We start from the raw sequence: 22,468 nt of genomic DNA, 5'->3' as shown, positions 1-22,468 counted from the left end.
ACACCCCTCCCTACGCACCCGATATCAGTTACGGCTCTCGCTGTTCAGTCTACGGCTGAAGTAACCGCACTTCTCCGATCACCCAGCCTCAATCACGTCCCATTCAAACGGTCTGCTGAGGTTTCTCCGCTTCTCCAGCGTGACCGATTCCCCACGTTCAGCAAGAGCCTTCACCCTCTCGTATGCCGCTTCAGCATCCGGCCTCTCAGCGAAATAGACACGCGCTACTTCTGAAGACTCCACCCATCCCCCTCCAGCCGGTGCCATTCCATCACCCAGAGGCACGCTCACCTTGACCCGGTACTCCCCCGTCAGCAACCTTCCATCATCGTGCCTCTCGGATAAGTACCTGACAGCCTCACTCATGTCTTTCACTTCCAGACCTCCCAATCAAAAGAATTTGCAACTCCACCTAAGGCTTGCACACCGATCCCTCCATCTATACGAATCTCCGAGACCCCCGAAACGCTCCCCGAGGTATCCCAGCGTTCTAGCCGTGCAATCATATTAGTACACTTGTTCGATGACAGATATCTACAATTTGACACGTGTGGTAATCGGATATTTCTTGTATGTTTCACACTTAGGACACTTGCTCTATTCTGGCCTCCGCTCTTCGCCTAGCTGATCCCGAGCACACCGGCCCCAGGGTCTCGATACAAGAAAAGACCCCCTCAGCCGAGGGGGTCAATGAACGATGAAGCTGGTTCAGCCTCCAGGAAGTGCCGAAGCTACGGGAATCCACTCATCATCGATGAAATGCTCAAGATAAACGTCACTGTTTCCCGAAAGCAGTAGGGCTTGCTTGTAGATGCGCTCAGCATCTGCGTACCTATCAAACGTAACCGTGATCGGAACGTATCTTTCCCGATCTCCGTCAACTCGATAGCTACGAGTGGTGACGGCCCACTCTCCACCAATAACGGGCTCAACGTTATTCAAGAACTCATACACAGGCGTCACAGCAACTCCTTCAACTACAGATGTCCAGCAATCTTATACCGGACCTGACCTGAGCGGTAAGCTTCGTTCATGGAACCTTGGATGACTGCTCTTCTGAGCGCAATTGTTGGTGGCCTGATCACGTCCGGCTTCTCTGTCTGGATCTCCCATGGACTAGCCAAGAGCAGAGACGAGTTAAACCGAGAAGCCAATGCTGAGATCCAGAGGAAGGCGGACATCCGCAACTATCACACTCTTGAAGACCAGCGTAAGGATCTAGAGCACTCTGCCAAGGAGCGTGACCGGACTGAAGCGGTACGCGCCTACTACGCGAACTACATCGCCGCCTATACCGATCACGAAACAGGCCCGGAGAAAGTTAAATCAGTCATTGTAGCGACCCGCCTCTTCAGGATGGAGTCAGCTGTACACGGCTCTCAGATGCCCAGGCAAATCGACAAGTTTTTAAAGCTCATTGCTATCCGGGTCGACAAAGCCAAGGATGATCCAGCCGGATATGGGAATGCGTTCAATGAAATAGTTTCCTTCCTCATCAATTTCCAGGAGACTATGTTTGATCAGCTTCTTCTATGGGGATTCCATGACAAGCCCCGCAAGTTTGGCGAGTTGATGGATCGTGAGCTAGCCAAACTGCGGGAACAATGAAGGTCTTTAGAGCCTCCCGAAATACCCAAGACACACCATCCCAGCGTCTAGCCTCCTGCACTCCTCCGCGTACTCCCAGCATGCAGTTCCGAGGGTCGGCACACAGGCAAGACTCCTCGCATAGAAGCTCATAGCAACACGCACCAAAAATTCACCCGCACTCCCTCAGCCACCGACCCAGATAGTGATACAGTTCACTTCGCCCCTCGAAAACCGAATAAGGATCTCCATGAGAAAATCAATCGCAATCTCAGCGATAATTGTCACGCTGTCGCTTCTCATACCAACAACAGCGCACGCCTCTCCAACCAGTACTCAAGAAAAAGAACTGAAACAGATTAGGCTCGAAACACAATTTAATCCGCTAATAATCCTGGACTGCAACGACCCCTTGTACCTACTCCAGTTAGAGAACGTTGCAAAGACTAAATCCAAAAAAGACGGAGAAGTCACACTCAAATGCGGAACACCTGGCTACGGCTATGTTCACATTAGGAAAAAGCACGAAAAAGAGTGGAAGACCGTCACCAGCAGCAAGAAGGTGCACTGGGACGATACCATGTGGACCGTAACAAAGAAAGTACTTAGTAATCCTTCATTTACTTTAGTCCAAAAGGGAAATAAGAGATGCTACACAGCGCCCGTTAAACTAAAAGGATCGAACGGTAAGATGGGAGAATTCTTCCCGTCGGTCATTGTCGCTACTGACAAGAAACGCATTATCACTTCCGTTCCCACCAGAGAGCACATGTGTTCACCATGAGAACTAAAATCGAAATACGCTTTTTTCCCGACTGGGGTCGAAAAGAGCCGCTCTGGAGTCACGACACCGATGACTATGTAGTGAAGACTTCAGATCTTCCTATAACTGAATCGCTTGCCAAAGGACTTCATAACTACATGGATTTTTGGGCAGAACACTACAATCCCGTTGCCGACTACCCTGAACCAGATTGGGATTCCGAAGAGAATCGCATAAAGCACGACGAAGAAGGAGATAGGCTAATCCGGGAACTTAGAACCCAGCTCGAAGGTCAAGCAACGATTTCCGACGAACGCTAGTCAAAGATTTCTTAAAATCGTGGCAACTATTGACCCTGCAACCAGAGGATTGCAGGGTCAATGGTTTAGAAAATTCTGATAAGTTTCAGCTACCCAAACACCTATCTTCTCTCCTAATAGATCACACAGGTAGACCACTCCGAAAAGTCCCGCGATCATCACAAAAATATCCATATCTAATCCTTTCGTATACATCCAATTATATCATTAGCGATTTTAGATATAAGAACAGACGTGGCCCTCTCGATTTCCACCGAGAGGGCCAATGGTTGTTAGAGAAGAATCTCTAGTTCTTCGGGATTGAAGCCAACTGAAATAAGCTCATCTCCCTTGAATACCGCTGGAGCTGATTGAACTCCGTGCTCTGCCATGAGATCTAAGCTATCCATGATGCATAGCTCTTCAAACTCGATCTCATTCTTATTGAGCCATAACTTGACTCCGACGCATTGACCGCAAACCGGCTTTGAGTATACTTTGATCATCGATTAAACATCCTGTTCCATGTCTTGTCTCCGCACGCTCCATCGACCGACAGACCGGCCTTCTTTTGAAATGCGCGGATCTTCTTCTCCGTGCTCTTTCCGTAGAGTCCATCTCCCGCGATTCCTAGCTTTTGCTGAATCTTCACAATGTGCTTACGGTCTGCCAGGGAGTAGAAGCCTGAGTGTGCTCTGTCTGTCCTCATCGGCTGAGAGAAGAAGTGACCTTTAGCTAGAGGAAACTCTGGAGCTGTCTTCTTCTTCGGCTTCTTCGCTGGAGCTTTCTTGCCCTTTAGAGCGGCTAGAGTCTTCGGACCTACAACTCCGTCAACAGTCAGCCCTTTGGACCTCTGATAGGCCTTGACAGCCTTCTCAGTACCAGCTCCGAAATATCCATCAGCCTTGAGTCCTAGATCCTTCTGAAGCTCCTTAACGGGAGTGCCCTTGGTGCCCTTCCTGAGGAGATCTCCGGCCTTCTTCCTTTCGTGGTATCTGTGCTTTGCATAATGCTTTGAACACAGACCCATTGCTCTATGCGGAAGTCCACATCCTTCAATGGTGCAAACTGTTGTTTGATTGTGAGGACTCTTCTCCGCAATCTCATAGTTAGTCGGTAAGCCCTTCTTAAACATCTGAAAATGAGGATTGCAGAAGCCCTTAGCGTAATACGGACGTTCGCACTCTCCGCTTACGCCACCTTTGCAACTCTTTGTTTTCTTCATACATCCATTATACTAAATATTGAATCGCTATGTGTAGATTGCTAATCACTCCGCTAACGTGACGGACAACCGACATTCAATGTCGGACCAATCTCCATCCCACTTCCGCGTCAATACTGGGGAATGTCGGTTCATGTCGGTATGTCACTGGTTTTCTCTCTATCCCTCTATAGACCACACAATTTATATAATCTTTTAAACTTTCTTCTTCTTATGGTGTGTATATATAGATAATTTAATTTAAAGTGTCATAGTGTCATAGAGAGAGGAAGTAGTAGAAGAATAAAGGGGAGAAGCCATGTCGCTTTGAAGAATTCAGTCCGACATTCATGACGGTTAACCCGGCACAAACACGAAAAAGGCACTCCCGAAGGAGTGCCTAGATCGATTTGAGCTTATGCGTTTGCGATCTCGATTAGCTCTCTATAGTCAGTTTTTCCGAGAGAGGTCTTCACGGAGTAGAAGCGTCCTGCACCTGTTCGTCCTCTGACCAACTCCACACCAGGGAGGATCTGAGGATCGCACAAAGGTCCAAGCTTCTTACCGATTGCACTGCTCTGATCCTTGACGCTTCGCCCTACCAAGTAAGACTTGAGAGCCATACGATCCTTGACGTACTGCTCAGAGTTCAAAGCCTGTTGTGTGGAGGTCATATTCAGTTCATCCACCAGATCCTTAGCTGACCAGGTTTCGTGACCGTCCATCACACGGAGGATACGTGCCAACATCTCGCGCTCAGTGTCCTTACCGGAGTCGATACCGGCTAGATTGTCCTCTCGCGTCTCTAGGAAGCCCTGTACGCCACTGACAGCCAAGATCCCGCCTAGGGTCTCTGCCCACTCTTGAAAGCCGTCATAGACTTCATTTCCAAGAGGAGTACCCGCGTCTCTCCATGCAAGGATCATCGTCAGCAGATCGATCAAAACCGCTTCACGATTATCTTGGAGGTTCTTCTTCCTCTGGCCGTCCCACTTTGCTTGCTCCTCAGCGGAGATTGCGTCTCTGTTCATTGGGAGAGGCACAAGCCTACGGAGCATGTCGGGGGAAGTACTTGCATGATTGGCTGTGAGGAAGAGAACCGTGTTGTTTTTGATCTCAGCCTGATTCTGAGTGAAGAGGACTCGATCATTCCACTTACGGGAGGTCAAGAGAGCTTCAATTCCGGGACTGTCCACGTTCGCTTTGATGTTGTCAAAGATAGCGACCTGTTTACCGCTGTTGAGCATGGAGGTAATGGTCTCTCTGGTCTTGGCTTCAGACGGCCAATCATTCTCAATTGCGTCATCTCCGGACATGAGCGCAATGATCCTAGCGGCCTCTGTCTTACCCGTTCCTGATCGATTGGCTGTGATCAGACCTCCGGGGATTGGATCATCCAAGTAGTGCATGAGGAGCGGAGTAAGCGCGAAAGCTAGAGCATCGGCCTTAGACCTCTGATCGACAAAGGCGAAACCGTCAAACCACTTCATGAGCCTTTCAGCCGCCTCAGCTCCCTTCTCAGGTGAGATCTCGCCCTCCAGCTCTCCTAGGTAGTTCATCGGCTCCACAACATAGGAGAGGGTATCTGCGTCATACCCGGCCTCAAATCGTGGCTTGAGTGACTTCCCTAGGACTGGAGCTGTCTCGATTGTCTCCAGTTCGTTTAGCTTGCCCTCCCAGAGTTCAGGAGTCGCCATGACGGACTTTGCATCTTCAGCAATGAGCTTTGGAACGTCGGCTCTATCGGTAGGAGTGACAAACATGAGTCCGTGCTTTGCGGTCCATCCCTTCAGCGCGGGACCGTCTACAGAGACCATACGATCTCCTACAACCTTCATCACTTCTCCGCGTACCCAGAAGAGGCTTCCGCGCTCTCTAGCGACCTTGGAGCACTCAAGAACGATCTCATTGAGCCTGATCGCTTCTGAGCGATTCAGGAAGATCCTTGGATCTACCTTCTCTTCTCGTTCCTCAATCTCCGCTTCTGCCTCATCGTCGCTGAAGAGGAATCCATCTTCACTCTCAAGCACCTTGTCTAGTGAGATGTAGCCGGGGAACCTCTTGAAGCTGGTCTTGCTTCCGATGGACTCAAAGTAATCGGAGATGTTCTGGAGTACCTTTGCTCCGGTCTTCTTTGGGTCTGCGTAGATGAGGCTAGGAGCTACGATGATTGCTCTCTGTGTGTGGAGATCTTCGACCTCTCCAGACTCCCAGTGATCGAGTCCTGTCACTTGATAGGTGTTGTTCCAGTTCTTCCAGGTAACGGAATCGGCACCTTTGTAGAACTCCAGTAGGAAGACTCTTGCATTCGGCTCAGCGTTGAGAATCGCCTTACGCTCTGCGTCTCGGAAGACGATGAAGAATGCCGTAGTGGTCTGGTCTTCTTCGTTGATAGCTGGAATGATTGGTGTGAAATCCTTAAGTTTGATTGCATTCGCCATGATTGGCCTTTCTGTTATATATCGCCCTTTCGGTAGGCAACAGGTGGAAAATTCTTTGTTAGTTTGCTGAGCTGATTCGCATGAGTTCAGCGTGTGGGATTCTCGGAGATCCGTTCAGTGTCGTGGTCTTGATCTCTCCCCTCTCGATTGCTCTGGAGATCGTTCTGACACTGACTCCTAGCATCTCTGCTACTTCCGCTTTGCTATACAATTTCAAGTTCTGCATTTCCGATTCCTTCCTCTTCCATGATCTCTAGGATCTCTACTGCATTTAAGTCCTTCTGTCTGTCGCTGTAGGTGTTGTCAAACCATCGATAGTTTCTCTTGGTCTCGCCCTCTTCAATGGTTCGATCTCCAACGTGAAGCCAAGGGCGATCAACTGCCATTCCATGATTGGCCTTGCCACATGCACAGATACATACATCTCCAAGTGCGTTCTGACATTCAGATCCGCACGAGACTTCAGCAGAGATCCCAGCGTCCATCACTAGCAAGCACTTTCCGTACTCCGGCATGATGTAGTTGAGGATGACCTGATATACATTGGACTTCGCAATCTCGACTACGCTCCCCCAGATATCGGACTCATAGGGCACGTACCTGGTGTGTGGGTTCTTCTTGTCGATTGCCCGAGCGATCTCCCGACGATTTCCGTCTAGGGTCGGTAGCTTCCTGTGGCCGGTGCTGTCCCTTTTGGGAAGGAAGACGTATGCGTAATCATCTTCGTTCAGTGATAGCACGTATGCATATTCCATAATTTGATCTCCTTTGTTTTGCTAGCGACCTCCCTCTTTGTTAGTTGGAATGTTTATCGCTATGTATCAATGATAACACATTTCTGGACATAATGTGACAGATGATGACTTAGCATAATATTAAGCCTTAAAATAGCGAAAATCCCCCACCCCGAAGGATGGAGGACTCTTACTAACAAAGAATACAATTATGGAGATTGCACATACCATTATACGGTATCTCGCCGGTCCCTACCGGAAATGAAGGACCGGCGCCTACTTTGTAGGAGACCGGGTCTCTCGATAAGATATCTCAGATATATAATTTACTCGCCCGTCTTATCAGATATCAATTTCATAAGTTCGGATACATGTACTTGAAGATTCTGTAGTGTAGCTCAGGTCCATATTCGTGCCCCCACAACATCGATCTAGTGCCCATGAGGAGCAACATCATCCCGCTTTTCGTTACACCTCCGACTCTGCCGTCTTCAGTCATCTGAAGCAGAATCAAATTCGCGCTGTATGCGTACTGAATCGCGTCGGGTTCGAAACCCGAGGGTGATATATAGATGTTCATCGGTTTGAAATACTGCTGTGAGTCCAACTCAAATGCTTTCAAAGCAAGCACAGGAACTTTGTTCTGCCTTACGGAGAGTTGAACCTTGGCAACGTTACACATGAACTCCATACCGCCCTGCACGTCACTCATGGTGCGAACATCAATATCCAAACCCACGTTTTGCAGAACCGATTCGGCTTGCCCCTCATAGTCGGCATAGCTGGTCATTGGTCTTGGTGCCGGTAACTGAGGCTTTTCGAATGTGTCTTTGTACAGCTCAAACAGCCGTTCTTCTTGCTTCTCAGCCTTACTCTTAAACAAGCCCATCACGGATCAATCTCCGAAACGTCGGTTACGAACTCATAGCTCCACTCATGATTCTCCTCATCGGAGAGATCGAGTAGCGCATTTCCCAGATCAGCGATCTTCTCGTACTGCTCATCAGTGTCCTGATCCAGCGTTACATCGATGTTGAGATTGGCTACCTCATAATTGAAGTCCGCAAGCTCGGTTCCGCCGCTACAAGTAGTGTCATCTTCAATGTCCTCCCAGAGGTCATCGCCTTCGTCTACGAGATCGTCTATGTATTCGGGCTGGTCTGGAGCGTCACGCGCGGCCACAACTAGTTCCCACGTCATTGACAGCCCAGATCCGACTTCACCCACGGTAAAACACGGCCAATTGTTCTGCGACTTCACCGGAGGTCCGGTGTAATCGGCTATAGGCTCTACGGTCTCCTCTTGAATCGGTTGAGCTTCATTGCTCTCCGCTCCCCCGCCACAACCTGCCAGAATTATGGCTCCAGCCACCATGACCGCGCCAAGTCTCACACTCTTCATTTCTTCCCCTCAAGAGCACCGTGCTCTACTAGAAAGATAGTAAGGCTGAGCACTGACACCACCTGACCAAATCCGGTCTCGATACGGTCACGTTTCAACACAAAAGATCCCCACCTCTAATGAGATGGGGATCTTTTCGGAATGTTACTAGTTTCGAGCTGTGGGCTTGCCAGCGTCGATCCAAGCCTGTTCTAGATCTCTAGGCAGACGGCCACGGTCTCCGATCTCGCGCTCTCTGTACTGCTCCTGAATCCAAAGACGTGCAACCGGCTTCTCTGCATCTGAAAGGAGAGATCCGCTTGACCTTCTTGTCCTCTGAGATCCAACGCGACCGCTCTCAGCCCTTCGCGCGGCTTCTACGTACTTCTGGATTCCAGCCTCAAATTCATCCCGCTCTTCGGCTGTCAGGTCGATTTCAAGATCTCTTCCATCCCAGCCGAAGGAAACGGTCTGCACGTCTTCTGACTCCTGATCACTCAGGTCACTTGAAAGGATCGTAATTGTTCGCTTAGCCATTCCAGCTCCTTAATAGGGATCTAACATGCTCAGGCTACAGGCTTACCCTCTTTAATCCAAAGCTTCAGGTACTCGAACTTAATATTCCCTCTTACAGAGACCTTCTCCTCATAGCCGTTTGCCCTCAGCCAAGCTCTAGCCTGTTTGGTCTCCTCACGGCTCAAGCCCTGCGTGTTTGCCTTCTCTACCTTTACGGAGCCGTCATAGCTCATTTTCTCCTGAGTCAGTGTGTAACCGGCTTTGCCGATGATGGAGAAGGACTGATCCGGATTGAGCGTGCACTTGTCTACAAGCTTGGTACGCACGTACAAAGCCCACTCAGAAGGAGACATGTCCTCTTTTTGCTCCAAAGCTTGCTGATCGACTTCCAGAGGAGTTGCTAGAGCTAGCTCCCCTTCCGCCTCACTCAGTTTGATCTCAGCGGTTTTCACATCTGCACGCCTGGCCTCAAGAATCTCCTTGCTCTCCTCCAAGCTAAGGCCTAGTACGGTGATCGTCTCAAGGAACTCCTGAAGCTTGCTCTTAGCCGCTGTGAGAGCGTACTCAGCCTCTTTTACGTCCTCCTTGAGCTGTGACTGTGTTTCCGCGTCCGGAAGAGCGGAAACGATCTGATCCATGTACTGAGAGACAAACAGCATGAAGGCATGATCCGCTTGGAGACGATAGATTGCCTTCTGTTTACACGTGCCTTTGTTGCGACGATGTAGGCAACCTAACCGCGTAGCTCCGTCCTTGTTTCGCTGGATCATCCCTACCGGACCTCCACACGATCCGCAGACCATGAGACCCGAGAGCGGCCACTCAGGGTATTTATTCCTAGCTGGTGCTTTGGAGTTCTGATTCCTCCGCGCCTCAAATGCCGTGTACAGCTCCTTGGAGATAATCGGCTCATGAGATCCAGGGAACTCTTCTCCTTTGAACTCGATTACTCCAGTCTGGAATTTCTTCCTCATGAGTCCGATCAAGGTAGGGAATGCCCAGGCATCAGTTCGATTTGTAATCGTCGGGACACCGGCCTCATTCCATTCAGCCGTAATCGCACCAAACGATTTCCCGCCCACGTAATCCTCATAGGCCTTCTTCAATAGTGGAGCGTACTCATTCGGTACGTACTCCCCCTTGTCATTCTTGGAGTACCCGAAGTACGGAGCACCTGTTGGAGGGAGACCGCGCTTAACTCGGTTCTCATGAGTTTGTCGCCACTTTTTCCCGAGGTCACGAGAGAACTTGTGAGCCAACAGAAGATGGAGAAGCGGAGTGAATTCATCATCTGATTCAGCTATGCCTTCTTCCACCGTGGCTAGCTTCATGCTCCCGAGGATGGATGCTCCGTCCTCCAGCGTCCTAGAGAAGCGTGAGTAGTTGAGCGCAACAGCGATATCGAATGCTCCGGCTTCATAGTCCTTACGGAGCTTGAGGAGTCCTGGCCGATTATTCATGGCGCGTCCTGAGATATCTACGTCTTCGTAGACTCCCTCTGTCAGCTTCCAGCCCTTACTCTTGCAATAGGCCTTGATCTGCTCCCGCTGGATAGCCGGAGAGATCGTGTCTTCGTGCGTCTGCGACTGCCGAACATACGCGGCGGCTCTTGTCTTTTCCATATCACAATGATACTTAGCGAGTTGCAATAGTTGTTGCTCTCTGGGCCCTGGCGGGCGAGGCGTTCACTTCGATGTTCCAGGATGCGATGAACAAGGTCCGCGGAGCAGGGTGATCCGGAAGTGGCCGACGATGACGCGTGCTCACCGCCGGGCGATCCAGATGTGGGTCGCGCCGATGGTTTGGCGTGCGCCGATACGGGTTCGGCCGTTGCCGAATTCGCGCTCGTCGCCTCGCTGCTGGCGCTCATCCTCGCCGGTGCTCTGCAGATCGGACTCGTCATCCACGTGCGCAACACGGTCATCGACTCGGCCATCGCCGGGGCCCGACAGGCGAGCCTGGCCGACCAAACCGCCCGCGACGGCCAACGACTCACCGCCGACCTGATCCGCGTGTCCGTCGGCGAGCGCTATGCGCAGAAGGTCACCGTCTCGACCTCCCGCCGAGGTGGGGCCGAGATCGTCGAGGTGCGTGTGCGCACCCCGTTGCCCGTGCTCGGGCTGTGGGGACCCGCCGAGGTGTGGGATCTGCGGGGTCGGTCCCTCGTCGAGGACATCGACCGTGGCTGACGACGGCGCGACCGGTCAGGCGGATGCGAGGTCCGATCGAGCGGATAACGGGACCGATCGGGCGGATTCGGGGACCGCCGTCGTTGAATTCATCTTCGCCGCGGTCGTCCTCCTCATTCCCGTCATCTATCTCATGCTCGCCCTGTCTCAGCTGCAGGCCGCCAGCTACGCGACCACTTCGGCGGCGATGTCCGCCTCCCGCATCGCCGCTCGGGATGCGAACCCGTCCGAGGCCAGGGCGCAGGCCGTCGCGAGGATGCATTTCGCCGACTTCGGAGTCGACGACGCACCGACATCGATCACCTACTCGTGCGCCGGGGCTTGTGGACAGGCCGGTTCTCTGATCACCGCACGTGTCGAAACGAAGGTTTCACTGCCGGGATTTCCCTTGCTCTTCGGATCCGATCACTCGCCACACATCACTCTGCGGGCCAATCACACCGACGTCGTCGCCACGGGAGGCGAATGAGATGTCGGACGAAGAGCAACTTGAGGCCGGCTCCTCAGCAGATGCGCAACGACAGCCACCGGATGCCGGTTCGATCACGCCCTTGGCCATCGGCTTCGTCGTCATCGCCCTGCTGCTCGCTCTTCTCATCGCAGCCCTGACCGACCTGCACATGGCACGGCGGGAGCTTCAGGGTCTTGCGGACTCGGCGGCGCTGGCGGCCTCGGACTCGTTCGAGCCGGCTCCCGGCGATGATCCCGGCCTCGTATTCTCCCCGCCCGCAGCCGAACGTGCTGCCGGACGCTACCTGGACGCCGTCCCGACCCCGCAGGGGATGCACCATCTGCGGCTGAGCGCGAATGCCGACGGCGCTCATTCGGTCCGGATCCGAATCGAGGCTCGCTACTCGCCGGCCCTGCTCTCGCCCTTCGTCCCCGAACTCATCGATCTTCAGGCCACCGCCTACGCCCGAGGCGCGCTGCGCCTGGACTGACGAAGTCTCGGTGCTCGGGTTCGATCCCGGGCGACTTCGACGCCGATTCCTGTGCATGCTCGCCCCACTCGCGCATGGTCGGCCTGTGGACGAACGGGCCCTATCCACAGGCCATGTCAGAGCCCTTGCCCCTCCCGAGCGATACGGAGACTCTGTGGTCATGAGAACTCTCGGACTCGTCCATCGCATCGAGACGAACGGAGCAGTCACTAGCAGCAGCGTCGAAGCCGACTCGACCGCACCGGCACTCGACGTCTTCCGCGCTGCCTTCGGCCCGAAGCTGGAACCGGAGGACCTCATCGACGGCAACCGGTGCGAGGGCCAGAACCTCGAGACCATCAGCTGGGGTCGGTGGCAGGCTCTCAATCCGATCACGCTCATCGGAGCGATGACCCTGCGCACCGTTGACCGCGCCGAGGCCGAACTGGCACCGGTGTCGGTTCTGGCCGGCCCGGATTCTGGATTCACCCTCGCTGTCGATCCACGCCGAACACACCTGTCACGCCTTGCCCACGCCGACTCTCTCACCATCATCGACCCCTGCCTCTCGCGGACTCCGATGCCGCTGACACTCGATGCCACAAGTTCCCAGGCCACTGTCCGAATAGGCGCAACAGTCCTCGCTCCAGCCCCTGGCACGGCCGTGACGGCTGGGACGACCCCTGGCACGGCGGCAACGACTGAAACGACCCCGGCCTCGCAGACACCGCAGATCCGCTCCCCGCCGTCGGGTCGCGGCGAGGACATCCACATCGCACCGAAGACGATCGCAGATCCCCAGCCCGCAAGACCACCCCAATGGTGGACCTTCCTCATTCCCATCGGCATCGGCGTGGTGCTGGCCGTTGTCACGAGCATGTGGTGGTTCCTGCTCTTCAGCGTCTCTGCACCGATCTCCGGGTACGTCGCCTACCTCGTCGAAAAGAAGCGCTTCACACGAGACAGCGAACAGTGCCTCCGCGATCGTGCCGCCGCCCTCGACGAGGCACGCACCCGACTCCGCGAACTCGAGGCCGGCCATCGCCGCACCGCCTTCGCCTCCTCGGGGCTGTGCTTGGGTTTCGGCGCTGTCCTCAGCGATCTCACCATCGACGAAAAGCTTCAAGAAGCCTCTGACCATGTCGACGGTCGCATCGTGCTCGCAGCGATGCCGATCCGCGTCGACCCGATGTCCACCTCGGTGACCGTCAGCGGAGAGTCCGAAGCCCTGCGCACAATGGCATTCGCGTGGCTGTCCGATCACCGATATGACTGGCGGCCCTGCCCCGCACTCGCCCAGCTTCCGGAGCTGGCCGGCACACGATTCGACGCCGATACCGGTGAGCAGACCGCCCACCCTCTGACCCGAGGCGGCGCCAAGGACGATGCCGCCGTCGACCTCCACCTCGACGACACCACAGACCCGGCTCAGCTCACGATGAACGGCCCGCGTCCTGTCGCGACGATCTCGCTGACCGTGGGACCCCTTGCCCAGGCACGCACCACCGCCTCGAGCGCGCCTCGTGGACCGGTCCCCGGTCGGCCGCTCATCGCCACCCTCATGCCCGCAGCCCGCTTCGTCAGCCTGCACCGACGCCGCCACGTCGGACAGGTCCCTCACCCCTGGCCCAACCACGGCCTCGGCGAGCTCTGCGATGATGCTCCCGAGGCAATCGCCTCGCGCTGGCGCCACCCCGCACCGGGGCCGGTCGTCATCGGTCGCGGAGCCGACGGTGACGTCGGAATCGATCTGTTCGCGGATGGGCCACACGCTCTCGTCGCGGGGACCACGGGCAGCGGAAAATCACTCCTCCTCCAGACCTGGCTGCTGTCGATGGCCCTGGCCCGTCCGCCTCGGCGCCTGCGATTCGTCCTCATCGATTTCAAGGGCGGTGCCACCTTCGCTCCGCTGCAGGACCTGCCGCACACCGACAGCGTGCTCGACGACTTCGACTCTGGTCTCGCCTTCCGCGCGCTCGTGTCTGTCCGCGCTGAGATCACCCGCCGCGAACGCCTCCTGGCCGCGGACGGCTGCGCCCATATTCTCGACCTGGCCGAACCGCCACCGCAGCTCGTCGTCGTCATCGACGAATTCCACGCCCTCATGGCCACCCACCCGCGGGCCGCTGACCTGCTCGAACACCTCACTGCACTCGGTCGATCCCTCGGCGTCCACCTCATCCTCGCCACTCAGCGGCCCCTCGGAGTCGTCACCGGGCAGATGAAGGCGAACATCAACATCCGCGTGTGCCTGCGAGTGCGCGACGAAACCGATTCCTTCGACGTCATCGGCACCGACGACGGCGCCCTGCTGCCGGTGGACAGACCCGGTGCTGCCTGCCTGGACACCGGGCTCGGAGTCGCCCGATTCCGAGTCGCCGTCCCCTTCGACAGCGTGTCCCCCGCCGAGGCTGTTCTGCGTCCCCGCGTCCGGACCTGGAACGCCGGACCGGTTCCCAGTCTGCCGGGTGGGGCGAGCGGCGTCAGCGTCGACAACATCATCACCGCGGCCCAGACGATCGGCGAGCGGGCACGCTCGCCGCAGGTCGTGCTCGCGCCGCTGCCCGGCCCGGACGGCGCGAGCGGCGACGGCACGGGGACCATCGACATCCCCTCCGAGCAGAGGCAGCAGAACTGGACGTATGACCCGGACGTCGACGGGTCGACGATCCTCATGAACGGCGATCCGGAGACCACGGACTCCGTGCTCATCCGCATGGCACGCGCGGCCGCGCCGACACGTCGGATCATCGCCCTCGGCAGGATCGCGTCGGTACTCGACTGGGCCGAGATCAGCTGTGCGATACCGACGGGATGGACGATGCAGTCCGTGCTCGACCACCTCACCACCGGACCGACCGATGCGACCGCCCCGCCGAGTCTGCTGGTCTGCGGCAACTGGGCGGAACTCATCGATGAGCTCGACCACTACTGGGCCGAGCGGGCAGAGCGGCTGCTCGGACACGGTTCGCGCTCCGGCCTCGTGTTCCTGCTCTCGGGAGCCCGCAATGCGACGAGCAGGAGTTCGCGGTTCTCCACCCAGCTGATCTTCCCTCCGGAGACCGGTGAGGACGGAACGAGTCTCGGCCTCAGTCGGCAGCGTTTCGCGGGAACCTGGCCGGAGTTCCGTGCCGTGATCCGAGGCCCCTGTGTGCAGTCAACCGGCAGCGAAGGCGCCGATATTCAGCTCGTTCAGGATCAGGGTTCTCCGGACGACCCATTCGAGGCCCCGAAGGGCGATCGCGGTGTCACATCTCGCGGTGTCACATCTCGCGGCATCGCACCTCGATGGCACGGTCTCGACCACGCGGCGAGCACGGTCGTCGAGAGTCTCACGGACTCGGTCGACGCCGTTTTCGAACGCGCTGCCCTCCCCATCGGCGTCGATGCCTTCGGTGAGCTCGTCACCTGGGATCCGCAGCGTGACGGCTCTGTGCTCACGGTCCGCGGTTCACCGCAGAGCGGGAAGAGCGAGTTCGCCGCACTGATGCGGTGCCTGGGAACAGCGGTCGTCCACGATGATGCACACAAAGAGGAGGAGCCGCACGATTGGGATCCCCTCGACGGGCGATTGCACGTGCTCATCGTGCCGACGCGGTTCGCTCCCGGCTACGGGTCTGCCCTGTCGAAAGCGCAGAATCTCGGGCCTCTGCTCGTCATCGGCGTTCACACCCGTCAGGACCTCACCGGCTTGGGTCTGCTCCGGCAGGCGCCGCTTGACGGACTGGCGGGAACAGGATGGTTCGCCACCGAGAATCGTGCCCGAGCGGTGCGGCTCCTCACCGCCGACGAGGGCCGAAGACTGTTCCGCATCCGGTCCGCGACCGGCACAGTCACCGCAGACGGACCGCGACACCCAGAGCGGTCGCATTCGGTCAGCTCACGTCGGCAGGAGGTCCTGTGAGCGTCTCATAACGGTAGAGTTCGGTGGCCGTCCCCGCCTCGAGCAGGCGGTCGGCGAGTGCTGAGATCACGGGCATTCCGCTCGTGACCTCGATGACGACATCGGCATCGACCGACAGCCGGGCCAGGAGCAGTTCGGCATCGGCGACAGCAGCGGCGAAGTCCTCACCAGTTGCCTCGGCGTCCTCGCGAGTCTCGAACATCGACCCGAGGATGAGTTCGGTCGGGGCTTCTTCAACGGCCTGATCGACGACAGCCTGACCTGCCCCGTCTCCGGCGGCGGCTCCAGCACTAACTGTGCCGGTGCCCGGTTCACCGGCCGATAGCACGGTCCCTGCGGTCTCATCGGCTTCCCGCGCATAGGACACGGCGAAGGCGCTCAGCCCACCCGCCTCGGCGGTCCCGGCCGCACCGCCGAGCAGTGCGGCACCATGGGCACCGGCAGCCTCGGAGAGGAAGGCATTGTTGACCTGTCCGATCGTCAGCGGGCCGACGGCATCGTCACGGTTGACTGCGGTGTACCAGGCGAGGAACGCCTTCGTCAGCTTCACCGAACCGGTGGCCACGATCTCGAGGTCCTCCGCCCGGCCGCCTCCGGCCGGAGGCAGGGCACCGGCGGGCACCCGGATGACACGGGTCGTCGTCAGCGGAGTGAAGCCGAGGGCCTGCGCGAAGCCCTCCCCCGTGCTGCCGGCCTGCACTCGGGCTCGCAGGTCGAGGCCTTCAAGCCCGGTGCCACGGGTCTCGGCGCACACGGCTTCGAAGAGCTCACGTCCCTGACCGTGCCCCTGTTCCTCGGCGGCCACCTCGACGTGCACCCAGGCACGGTAAGGGTGAAGAGGGGATTCGGCGATCGCGGCGGCTCCGACGGGAACCTCGGGGACCACCTCGGCGATGACGGAGCGCACCAGCGGAGAATCCGAGGACGGGCGGAACAGTGACCTGGCCATATGACCGGCCGGGGTGGTCGCGTCCGCGAACACCTCGTTCAGGCGCAGATCGTCACCGTCGCTCAGCTCTCGAATGGGCATGTGCTCGCTCCTTGGGCGGTGGGGAACTTGATAATCTTGGCGTCATGACTGACTTAAGCGATCCTACCGCCGCCGCCCGGGCCGCGGCCACGACCATCAACTCCGCCGCCGGGATCGACGCCCATGACATTGCTCTCGTCCTCGGCTCCGGGTGGGGCGGCGCGGCCGACCTCCTCGGCGAGACGATCAGCGAGGTTCCCGCGGCCGAGGTCCCCGGCTTCCACGCTCCAGCCGTCGAAGGGCACGGGACGATGCTGCGGACCGTGCGGATCGAAGCCAGCGGCAAGCATGCGCTCGTGCTGGGATCGCGCACCCACTACTACGAAGGCAAGGGCGTGCGTGCCGTCGCCCACGGTGTCCGCACCGCCGCTGCCGCCGGGTGCCAGTCGCTCGTGCTCACCAATGGCTGCGGCGGGCTCAACCGGAATTGGGCGGCCGGCACCCCGGTGCTCATCTCCGACCACATCAATCTCACCGGCACCTCGCCGATCGAGGGCGCGAACTTCGTCGACCTCACCGATCTCTACTCCCCGCGGATGCGTCGCATTGCCAAGGAGATCGACCCGACCCTCGACGAGGGCGTCTACGCGCAGTTCCGCGGCCCCCACTACGAGACGCCCGCCGAGGTGCGCATGGCGGGCATCCTCGGCGCGGATCTCGTGGGCATGTCGACGACGCTCGAGGCCATCGCCGCACGTCAGGCCGGACTCGAGCTCATGGGCATCTCGCTGGTGACGAACCTCGCCGCCGGCATCCAGGAGACCCCGCTCTCCCACGCCGAGGTCATCGAAGCCGGTGCCGCGGCCGCCCCGCGCATCTCCCGCCTGCTCGCCGACATCGTCGCGAAGCTCTGAGGCTCCGCGCACTCCCTGCGCCGTTCCGCATTCGCCCTATCCCTCTCCGCGACCTCGCAAAGGACCAAACATGACCCGTGTAGCCGATCGTTTCACCGCCGGATTCGACGCCGAGGTGGTCCGCGCCTGGATCGCCGATGACCCTGATCCGCGGACCGCGACGACCCTGGAGCACGTCCTCGCCGAGGCTGAGGCCGGGGATGCGGCGGCCGTGGCCGATCTCGAGGACCGGTTTGCCGGCCCCCTCGTCTTCGGCACCGCGGGCCTGCGCGGGGAGATCGCCGCGGGTCCGAACCGGATGAACCGGGCCGTGGTCATCCGAGCCGCGGCCGGGCTCTCGGCATTCCTCGCCGAGACCGTGGGCGAAGGATTCCGCGTCGTCATCGGCTGCGACGCCCGCTACAAGTCCTCCGACTTCGCCGCGGACACCGCCGCCGTCGTCACCGCCGCCGGAGGGGTCGCGATCCAGCTGCCCGAACAGCTGCCGACCCCGCTGCTCGCCTTCGCCCTGTCCCACCTGGGCGCCGATGCCGGGGTCATGGTCACGGCCAGCCACAATCCGCCGGCGGACAACGGTTACAAGGTCTACCTCGGGCTGCGTCCGCTGCAGGCCATCGAATCCGATTCTGACGCCGCTCTCGCCGGTGCCGGAGCACAGATCGTCAGCCCTGCCGATGCCCTCATCGCCCAGAAGATCGCCGCCGTCGAATCCGTCGTCTCGGTGCCGCGTGCCGAATCCGGGTGGGAGCACCTCGATGAGTCGATCGTCGAGCGTTATCTGGCCCGTATCGACGAGATGGGGGCGCGGGCGAGCGGGGAGCTGTCGATCGTGCTCACCTCCCTGCATGGTGTGGGTGCCGGTGTCGCCGAGGCGGCCCTGACCCGCACCGGGTTCGCCGACGTTTACCCAGTGGCTTCGCAACAGGATCCTGACCCGGACTTTCCGACAGTGTCCTTCCCGAATCCCGAAGAGGCCGGGGCGCTCGATGAGTCCTATGACCTCGCGCGTGAGGTCGGGGCCGAACTCATCATCGCCAACGATCCCGATGCCGACCGGTTCTCCGCGGCGATCCCCGACTCGTCGGCAGCCTCCGGATACCGACAGCTGACCGGCGACGAGGTGGGGCTGCTCCTCGGTGAGGATGCCGCGGCTCGGCTGGCTGCGGGCACGCATCATGCGACGGGACCGTCGTCGGGATCTCAGGCTGCGGCACCCGTCTTCGCGAATTCGATCGTGTCCTCTCGGGGGCTCGCGGCCGCGGCCACGAGCCATGGTTTCGCCGCGGTGGACACTCTCACCGGGTTCAAGTGGATCTCCCGCGTGCCCGGACTCGTCTTCGGCTACGAGGAGGCGCTCGGCTACTGCGTCGACCCGGCTGCCGTCCGCGACAAGGACGGGATCTCGGCAGCTGTCACGTTTGCGGCTCTGGCCTCTCGTCTGAAGTCCGAGGGCAGCAGCATTGAGGCCGAACTCGACCGGATCCGGGGCCGAGACGGCTATTTCGCCACCGCGCCGCTGTCCTTCCGCCTCGATGACGTCTCGCTCATCGCCACGGCCATGGCGAAGCTGCGCGAGAACCCACCAGCGACGCTGGCGGGATCCCCTGTGGCTGAGGTCCACGACCTCTCCGCCGGATATGAAAGCCTGCCGCCGACCGACGGGATCCTGCTGCTCTCGGAATCGAACTCACGGGTCATCGTCCGCCCATCGGGTACGGAACCGAAGCTCAAGTGCTACCTCGAGGTCGTCGCCGAGCCCTCCGAACTCGAAGCCGCATCCGAGGCCGATGCACGTGCGGCCGCCAGCGCGGGAGTGCGACTGCCGGCCACCTCGGCGAGCGTCTCACTGGCTCCTGCACTCAAGGAACGCCTGACCTCGATCAGCACCGAGCTCAAAACCTTCCTCGCCCTCTGATTGCTACCCGACGGCGGCCCAGCAACCTGGCGCCAGGTTGCTGGGCCGCCGTCGGGTAGCAATCAGAGGGAGTTGAGGATTGCTGCGCTGCCGGAGAGGCCCAGGCGGGACGCGCCGGCGGCGATCATCTCTTCGGCCGCCTCGGCGGTGCGGATGCCGCCGGAGGCCTTGACGCCGAGGCGATCGCCCACCGTCTCCCGCATGAGTGCCACGGCGTGGGCGCTGGCACCGCCTGCGGGGTGGAAGCCGGTGGAGGTCTTGACGAATCCGGCCCCGCCGGCCTCGGCGCGGCGGCAGGCCTCGACGATCTGCTCATCGGACAGCGCCGCCGATTCGATGATGACCTTGACCAGCGCGTCCCCGCTGGCCTCGACGACCCCACGGATGTCGGCCTCGAGCCCGTCGAAGTCCCCGGCGATGGCCTGGCCGATGTTGATGACCATATCGACCTCGGCGGCACCGTCGGCCACCGCGCGCTTCGCCTCGGCGGCCTTGATCTCAGGCTTGACCTGGCCGGACGGGAATCCGACGACGGTCGCGACGACGAGCTCGCCCGGATCGGTGATCGGCAGCATCGACGGTGACACGCAGATCGCGAGCACCCCGAGGCCCTTCGCCTCGGCCACGAGCGCTTCGACGTCGGCCGGGGTGGCTTCGGGCTTGAGCAGGGTGTGGTCGATGATCGCGGCGACATCGTTTCGGCTGGTCATGGGTTCCTCCAAGTGAAGTGGTGCGGTGGCTTCAGGGTAGCGGGGTGGCAGGGGCTCAGCTGATCTTCTCGAACACGATCGACTCCGGCACCGAGGCGGCGTCCCCGCCGATCTCGACCGCTGACTCCAGCGCTTCGATCGCCCGGGCGAAACGCTCGGGCGTCTCGGTGTGCAGGGTCATGAGCGGCTGGCCTGCGGTGACGGTGTCGCCGGGCTTCGCGTGGAGTTCGATGCCGGCGACGGCCTGCACCGGATCCTCCTTACGGGCGCGACCGGCTCCCAGCCGCCACGAGGCGACTCCCACCGACAGCGCGTCGAGCGTGGTCAGCACCCCGGACTCGGGGGCGGTGACGACCTCGGTGTGTTCGGCCACGGGCAAGGCCGCCGACGGGTCGCCGCCCTGCGCTCGGATCATCGCCGTCCACTTGTCCATGGCCCGACCGTCGGACAGCGCGGCGCGCACGTCGACGTCGGACTTTCCGGCCAGGCGCAGCATCTCCTCGGCCAGGGCCACCGTGAGGTCGACGACGTCGGCCGGTCCCCCACCGGCGAGGACCTCGACGGATTCGCGGACCTCGAGGGCATTGCCGACCGTCAGACCCAGCGGCGTGGACATGTCGGTGAGCAGGGCCGAGGTCTTCACCCCGGCGGCTGTGCCGAGGTCGACCATGGTCCGCGCCAGCTTCTGTGCCTTGCTCATGTCCTTCATGAACGCACCCGAGCCGACCTTGACGTCGAGGACGAGTCCGCCGGTGCCCTCAGCGATCTTCTTCGACATGATCGACGAGGCGATGAGCGGAATGCAGTCGACCGTCGAGGTGGTGTCGCGCAGGGCGTAGAGCTTCTTGTCCGCCGGGGCCAGTCCGGATCCGGCCGCGCAGATGACGGCGCCGATGTCCTCGAGCTGGGTCAGTATCGCGTCGTTGCTCAGCCCTGCCTGCCACCCGGGGATGGACTCGAGCTTGTCCAGGGTCCCGCCCGTGTGGCCGAGGCCGCGGCCGGAGAGCTGCGGCACGGCGACGTCGAAGACGGCGACGAGCGGGGCCAGGGGCAGGGTGATCTTGTCCCCGACTCCCCCGGTCGAATGCTTGTCGGAGGTCGGGCGCGACAGCGTCGAGAAGTCCATCCGCTCGCCGGAGGCGATCATCGCCTGAGTCCAGTCGGCGATCTCGCGCGGTTCCATGTCGTTGATGAAGATCGCCATGGCCAGCGCGGCCATCTGCTCATCGGCGACGGCCCCGCGGGTGTAGGCGTCGATGACCCAGTCGATGTGCTCCCTGCTGAGCGCCTTCCCGTCGCGTTTGGTCGCGATGACGTCGACGGCGTCGAATGCCTCTACTGTCACAGTCTCATTCCTTCGTTGTGTTCGTTTCGGCCGGCCGCCTCGGCGGAGGTGGAGTCGTCAGTGCTTCGCGGTGTGGGCCGCGTCGGAGGCGTTCAGATGGTCGGGTCCGAATGCTTCGGGCAGGACCACGGACATGGGGGCGCGTCCGCTGGGCATGTTGAGCACGAGGTCATCACCGCCGTGTTCGAACAGCAGCTGCCGGCAGCGTCCGCAGGGCACGAGGGTGTTGCCGTCCCCGTCCACGCAGTCGAAGGCGACGAGCCGTCCTCCACCGGACATGAACAGATCGGATACGAGCGAGCATTCGGCGCACAGGGTCACGCCGAAGGAGGCGTTCTCGATGTTGCAGCCGCTGACGATGCGCCCGTCGCACACGAGCGCGGCGGCGCCGACGGAATACGACGAGTACGGCACATAGGCCCTCGCCATCGCCCGCTTCGCCTCCTCCCGCAGCAGCGACCAGGTGCCCTCGCTGAGGTCATCGGGGCTGACCGGGGTGGGTTCGTCGCTCCAGACGTGCTCGGAGGCGTCGGTGTCGGGGACATCCTTGTCGGGGACAGTCATGGGGATACCTCTTCCTTCAGGGTGTGACTGCTGGTATGTCGAGGGGGTGCCGCAAGACCTCGGGCGGGCCCGGTCGGCCGGGTCCCGCGGTGGGATTCATCCCATCGCCGAGG

24 protein-coding genes are annotated in these 22,468 nt (G+C 59.6%); 9 read left to right on the top strand and 15 right to left on the bottom strand.

Annotated features, from left to right (window positions below):
- Positions 1–78 precede the first annotated feature (78 nt).
- Positions 79–366, bottom strand: a complete 288-nt coding sequence (locus tag HK401_RS03240; protein ID WP_181273216.1) for a hypothetical protein — start codon at positions 364–366, stop codon at positions 79–81.
- A gap of 342 nt (positions 367–708) precedes the next feature.
- Positions 709–963: a hypothetical protein gene (locus HK401_RS03235; protein ID WP_181273215.1), complete on the bottom strand. Its 255-nt coding sequence runs from the start codon at positions 961–963 to the stop codon at positions 709–711.
- Positions 964–1,044: 81 nt separating this feature from the next.
- Between HK401_RS03235 and HK401_RS03230 the strand changes: the two genes are divergently transcribed.
- The 3 genes from HK401_RS03230 to HK401_RS03220 all read left to right on the top strand — a co-directional run bounded on the left by HK401_RS03230 (position 1,045) and on the right by HK401_RS03220 (position 2,670).
- The gene (locus tag HK401_RS03230; protein WP_181273214.1) at positions 1,045–1,608 is read left to right on the top strand and encodes a hypothetical protein; all 564 of its coding nucleotides are present in this window, start codon (positions 1,045–1,047) and stop codon (positions 1,606–1,608) included.
- 229 nt (positions 1,609–1,837) lie between these two features.
- Positions 1,838–2,371 (top strand): hypothetical protein, encoded by a 534-nt coding sequence (locus HK401_RS03225; protein ID WP_181273213.1) that lies wholly within the window; start codon positions 1,838–1,840, stop codon positions 2,369–2,371.
- On the top strand, positions 2,368–2,670 hold the full coding sequence (locus HK401_RS03220; protein WP_181273212.1) for an immunity protein CdiI family protein: 303 nt from the start codon (positions 2,368–2,370) through the stop codon (positions 2,668–2,670). Before HK401_RS03225 ends, HK401_RS03220 begins: the two co-directional genes overlap by 4 nt.
- A 272-nt stretch (positions 2,671–2,942) precedes the next feature.
- Here the strand turns inward: HK401_RS03220 and HK401_RS21140 are convergent, their stop codons facing one another.
- The 9 genes from HK401_RS21140 to HK401_RS03175 form a co-directional block, all read right to left on the bottom strand.
- A complete protein-coding gene (locus HK401_RS21140) occupies positions 2,943–3,155 on the bottom strand; it encodes a glutaredoxin family protein (protein ID WP_181273211.1) in 213 nt (70 codons plus the stop codon).
- The gene (locus HK401_RS03210; protein ID WP_181273210.1) at positions 3,152–3,874 is read right to left on the bottom strand and encodes a peptidoglycan-binding domain-containing protein; all 723 of its coding nucleotides are present in this window, start codon (positions 3,872–3,874) and stop codon (positions 3,152–3,154) included. The genes HK401_RS21140 and HK401_RS03210 overlap by 4 nt, the downstream gene beginning before the upstream one ends.
- Before the next feature lie 395 nt (positions 3,875–4,269).
- Positions 4,270–6,294, bottom strand: coding sequence for an ATP-binding protein (locus HK401_RS03205; RefSeq protein ID WP_181273209.1), 2,025 nt, complete (start codon positions 6,292–6,294; stop codon positions 4,270–4,272).
- 58 nt (positions 6,295–6,352) lie between these two features.
- The gene (locus tag HK401_RS21135; RefSeq protein ID WP_373563637.1) at positions 6,353–6,478 is read right to left on the bottom strand and encodes a helix-turn-helix domain-containing protein; all 126 of its coding nucleotides are present in this window, start codon (positions 6,476–6,478) and stop codon (positions 6,353–6,355) included.
- A 19-nt stretch (positions 6,479–6,497) separates the two neighbouring features.
- Complete coding sequence (locus tag HK401_RS03195) at positions 6,498–7,049, bottom strand: hypothetical protein (protein WP_181273207.1); 552 nt, start codon at positions 7,047–7,049, stop codon at positions 6,498–6,500.
- A gap of 334 nt (positions 7,050–7,383) precedes the next feature.
- Positions 7,384–7,920, bottom strand: a complete 537-nt coding sequence (locus tag HK401_RS03190) for a hypothetical protein (RefSeq protein ID WP_181273206.1) — start codon at positions 7,918–7,920, stop codon at positions 7,384–7,386.
- Positions 7,917–8,429, bottom strand: coding sequence for a hypothetical protein (locus tag HK401_RS03185; protein WP_181273205.1), 513 nt, complete (start codon positions 8,427–8,429; stop codon positions 7,917–7,919). Before HK401_RS03185 ends, HK401_RS03190 begins: the two co-directional genes overlap by 4 nt.
- A gap of 147 nt (positions 8,430–8,576) precedes the next feature.
- Entirely contained in the window at positions 8,577–8,945 is a 369-nt protein-coding gene (locus HK401_RS03180; RefSeq protein ID WP_181273204.1) for an Lsr2 dimerization domain-containing protein, read from the bottom strand.
- A gap of 29 nt (positions 8,946–8,974) precedes the next feature.
- Complete coding sequence (locus HK401_RS03175; protein ID WP_181273203.1) at positions 8,975–10,546, bottom strand: recombinase family protein; 1,572 nt, start codon at positions 10,544–10,546, stop codon at positions 8,975–8,977.
- A 120-nt stretch (positions 10,547–10,666) separates the two neighbouring features.
- Here HK401_RS03175 and HK401_RS03170 point away from each other — a divergent pair, with 120 nt between their 5' ends.
- From HK401_RS03170 to HK401_RS03155, 4 genes are all read left to right on the top strand, one after another.
- Positions 10,667–11,113: a TadE/TadG family type IV pilus assembly protein gene (locus HK401_RS03170; RefSeq protein ID WP_309135897.1), complete on the top strand. Its 447-nt coding sequence runs from the start codon at positions 10,667–10,669 to the stop codon at positions 11,111–11,113.
- A complete protein-coding gene (locus tag HK401_RS03165; protein WP_181273202.1) occupies positions 11,106–11,582 on the top strand; it encodes a hypothetical protein in 477 nt (158 codons plus the stop codon). The genes HK401_RS03170 and HK401_RS03165 overlap by 8 nt, the downstream gene beginning before the upstream one ends.
- A gap of 1 nt (position 11,583) precedes the next feature.
- Entirely contained in the window at positions 11,584–12,054 is a 471-nt protein-coding gene (locus HK401_RS03160; RefSeq protein WP_181273201.1) for a pilus assembly protein TadG-related protein, read from the top strand.
- A gap of 160 nt (positions 12,055–12,214) precedes the next feature.
- Positions 12,215–15,937, top strand: coding sequence for an FtsK/SpoIIIE domain-containing protein (locus HK401_RS03155; RefSeq protein ID WP_181273200.1), 3,723 nt, complete (start codon positions 12,215–12,217; stop codon positions 15,935–15,937).
- On the opposite strand, the gene HK401_RS03150 is transcribed toward HK401_RS03155, so the two are convergent.
- Positions 15,909–16,967, bottom strand: a complete 1,059-nt coding sequence (locus HK401_RS03150) for a GNAT family N-acetyltransferase (RefSeq protein WP_181273199.1) — start codon at positions 16,965–16,967, stop codon at positions 15,909–15,911. The genes HK401_RS03155 and HK401_RS03150 overlap by 29 nt on opposite strands.
- Before the next feature lie 44 nt (positions 16,968–17,011).
- On the opposite strand from HK401_RS03150, the gene HK401_RS03145 reads away from it, so the two are divergent.
- Positions 17,012–17,821 carry a purine-nucleoside phosphorylase gene (locus HK401_RS03145; protein ID WP_181273198.1) on the top strand — a complete coding sequence of 270 codons (810 nt, stop codon included), beginning with the start codon at positions 17,012–17,014 and terminating at the stop codon, positions 17,819–17,821.
- Between the two features lie 70 nt (positions 17,822–17,891).
- Positions 17,892–19,736 (top strand): phospho-sugar mutase, encoded by a 1,845-nt coding sequence (locus HK401_RS03140; RefSeq protein WP_181273197.1) that lies wholly within the window; start codon positions 17,892–17,894, stop codon positions 19,734–19,736.
- Positions 19,737–19,798: 62 nt separating this feature from the next.
- On the opposite strand, the gene deoC is transcribed toward HK401_RS03140, so the two are convergent.
- The 3 genes from deoC to HK401_RS03125 are packed head-to-tail and all read right to left on the bottom strand — an operon-like array spanning position 19,799 to position 22,355.
- Positions 19,799–20,446 (bottom strand): deoxyribose-phosphate aldolase, encoded by a 648-nt coding sequence (gene deoC / locus HK401_RS03135; protein ID WP_181273196.1) that lies wholly within the window; start codon positions 20,444–20,446, stop codon positions 19,799–19,801.
- A 55-nt stretch (positions 20,447–20,501) separates the two neighbouring features.
- On the bottom strand, positions 20,502–21,791 hold the full coding sequence (locus HK401_RS03130; RefSeq protein WP_181273195.1) for a thymidine phosphorylase: 1,290 nt from the start codon (positions 21,789–21,791) through the stop codon (positions 20,502–20,504).
- 57 nt (positions 21,792–21,848) lie between these two features.
- Positions 21,849–22,355, bottom strand: a complete 507-nt coding sequence (locus tag HK401_RS03125; protein WP_181273194.1) for a cytidine deaminase — start codon at positions 22,353–22,355, stop codon at positions 21,849–21,851.
- Positions 22,356–22,468 lie beyond the last annotated feature (113 nt).

This window comes from Brevibacterium oceani (genome assembly GCF_013623835.1).
Taxonomy (GTDB): domain Bacteria; phylum Actinomycetota; class Actinomycetes; order Actinomycetales; family Brevibacteriaceae; genus Brevibacterium; species Brevibacterium oceani.
This window is presented reverse-complemented; position numbering and strand designations above follow the sequence as displayed.

Bases quoted from the DNA above. Each gene is read 5' to 3' on its own strand.
- HK401_RS03240 (WP_181273216.1), bottom strand. From the start codon at position 366: ATGAGTGAGGCTGTCAGGTACTTATCCGAGAGGCACGATGATGGAAGG.
- HK401_RS03230 (WP_181273214.1), top strand. From the start codon at position 1,045: ATGACTGCTCTTCTGAGCGCAATTGTTGGTGGCCTGATCACGTCCGGC.
- HK401_RS03225 (WP_181273213.1), top strand. From the start codon at position 1,838: ATGAGAAAATCAATCGCAATCTCAGCGATAATTGTCACGCTGTCGCTT.
- HK401_RS03220 (WP_181273212.1), top strand. From the start codon at position 2,368: ATGAGAACTAAAATCGAAATACGCTTTTTTCCCGACTGGGGTCGAAAA.
- HK401_RS21140 (WP_181273211.1), bottom strand. From the start codon at position 3,155: ATGATCAAAGTATACTCAAAGCCGGTTTGCGGTCAATGCGTCGGAGTC.
- HK401_RS03210 (WP_181273210.1), bottom strand. From the start codon at position 3,874: ATGAAGAAAACAAAGAGTTGCAAAGGTGGCGTAAGCGGAGAGTGCGAA.
- HK401_RS03205 (WP_181273209.1), bottom strand. From the start codon at position 6,294: ATGGCGAATGCAATCAAACTTAAGGATTTCACACCAATCATTCCAGCT.
- HK401_RS21135 (WP_373563637.1), bottom strand. From the start codon at position 6,478: ATGCTAGGAGTCAGTGTCAGAACGATCTCCAGAGCAATCGAGAGGGGA.
- HK401_RS03195 (WP_181273207.1), bottom strand. From the start codon at position 7,049: ATGGAATATGCATACGTGCTATCACTGAACGAAGATGATTACGCATAC.
- HK401_RS03185 (WP_181273205.1), bottom strand. From the start codon at position 8,429: ATGAAGAGTGTGAGACTTGGCGCGGTCATGGTGGCTGGAGCCATAATT.
- HK401_RS03180 (WP_181273204.1), bottom strand. From the start codon at position 8,945: ATGGCTAAGCGAACAATTACGATCCTTTCAAGTGACCTGAGTGATCAG.
- HK401_RS03175 (WP_181273203.1), bottom strand. From the start codon at position 10,546: ATGGAAAAGACAAGAGCCGCCGCGTATGTTCGGCAGTCGCAGACGCAC.
- HK401_RS03160 (WP_181273201.1), top strand. From the start codon at position 11,584: ATGTCGGACGAAGAGCAACTTGAGGCCGGCTCCTCAGCAGATGCGCAA.
- HK401_RS03155 (WP_181273200.1), top strand. From the start codon at position 12,215: ATGAGAACTCTCGGACTCGTCCATCGCATCGAGACGAACGGAGCAGTC.
- HK401_RS03150 (WP_181273199.1), bottom strand. From the start codon at position 16,967: ATGCCCATTCGAGAGCTGAGCGACGGTGACGATCTGCGCCTGAACGAG.
- HK401_RS03145 (WP_181273198.1), top strand. From the start codon at position 17,012: ATGACTGACTTAAGCGATCCTACCGCCGCCGCCCGGGCCGCGGCCACG.
- HK401_RS03140 (WP_181273197.1), top strand. From the start codon at position 17,892: ATGACCCGTGTAGCCGATCGTTTCACCGCCGGATTCGACGCCGAGGTG.
- deoC (WP_181273196.1), bottom strand. From the start codon at position 20,446: ATGACCAGCCGAAACGATGTCGCCGCGATCATCGACCACACCCTGCTC.
- HK401_RS03125 (WP_181273194.1), bottom strand. From the start codon at position 22,355: ATGACTGTCCCCGACAAGGATGTCCCCGACACCGACGCCTCCGAGCAC.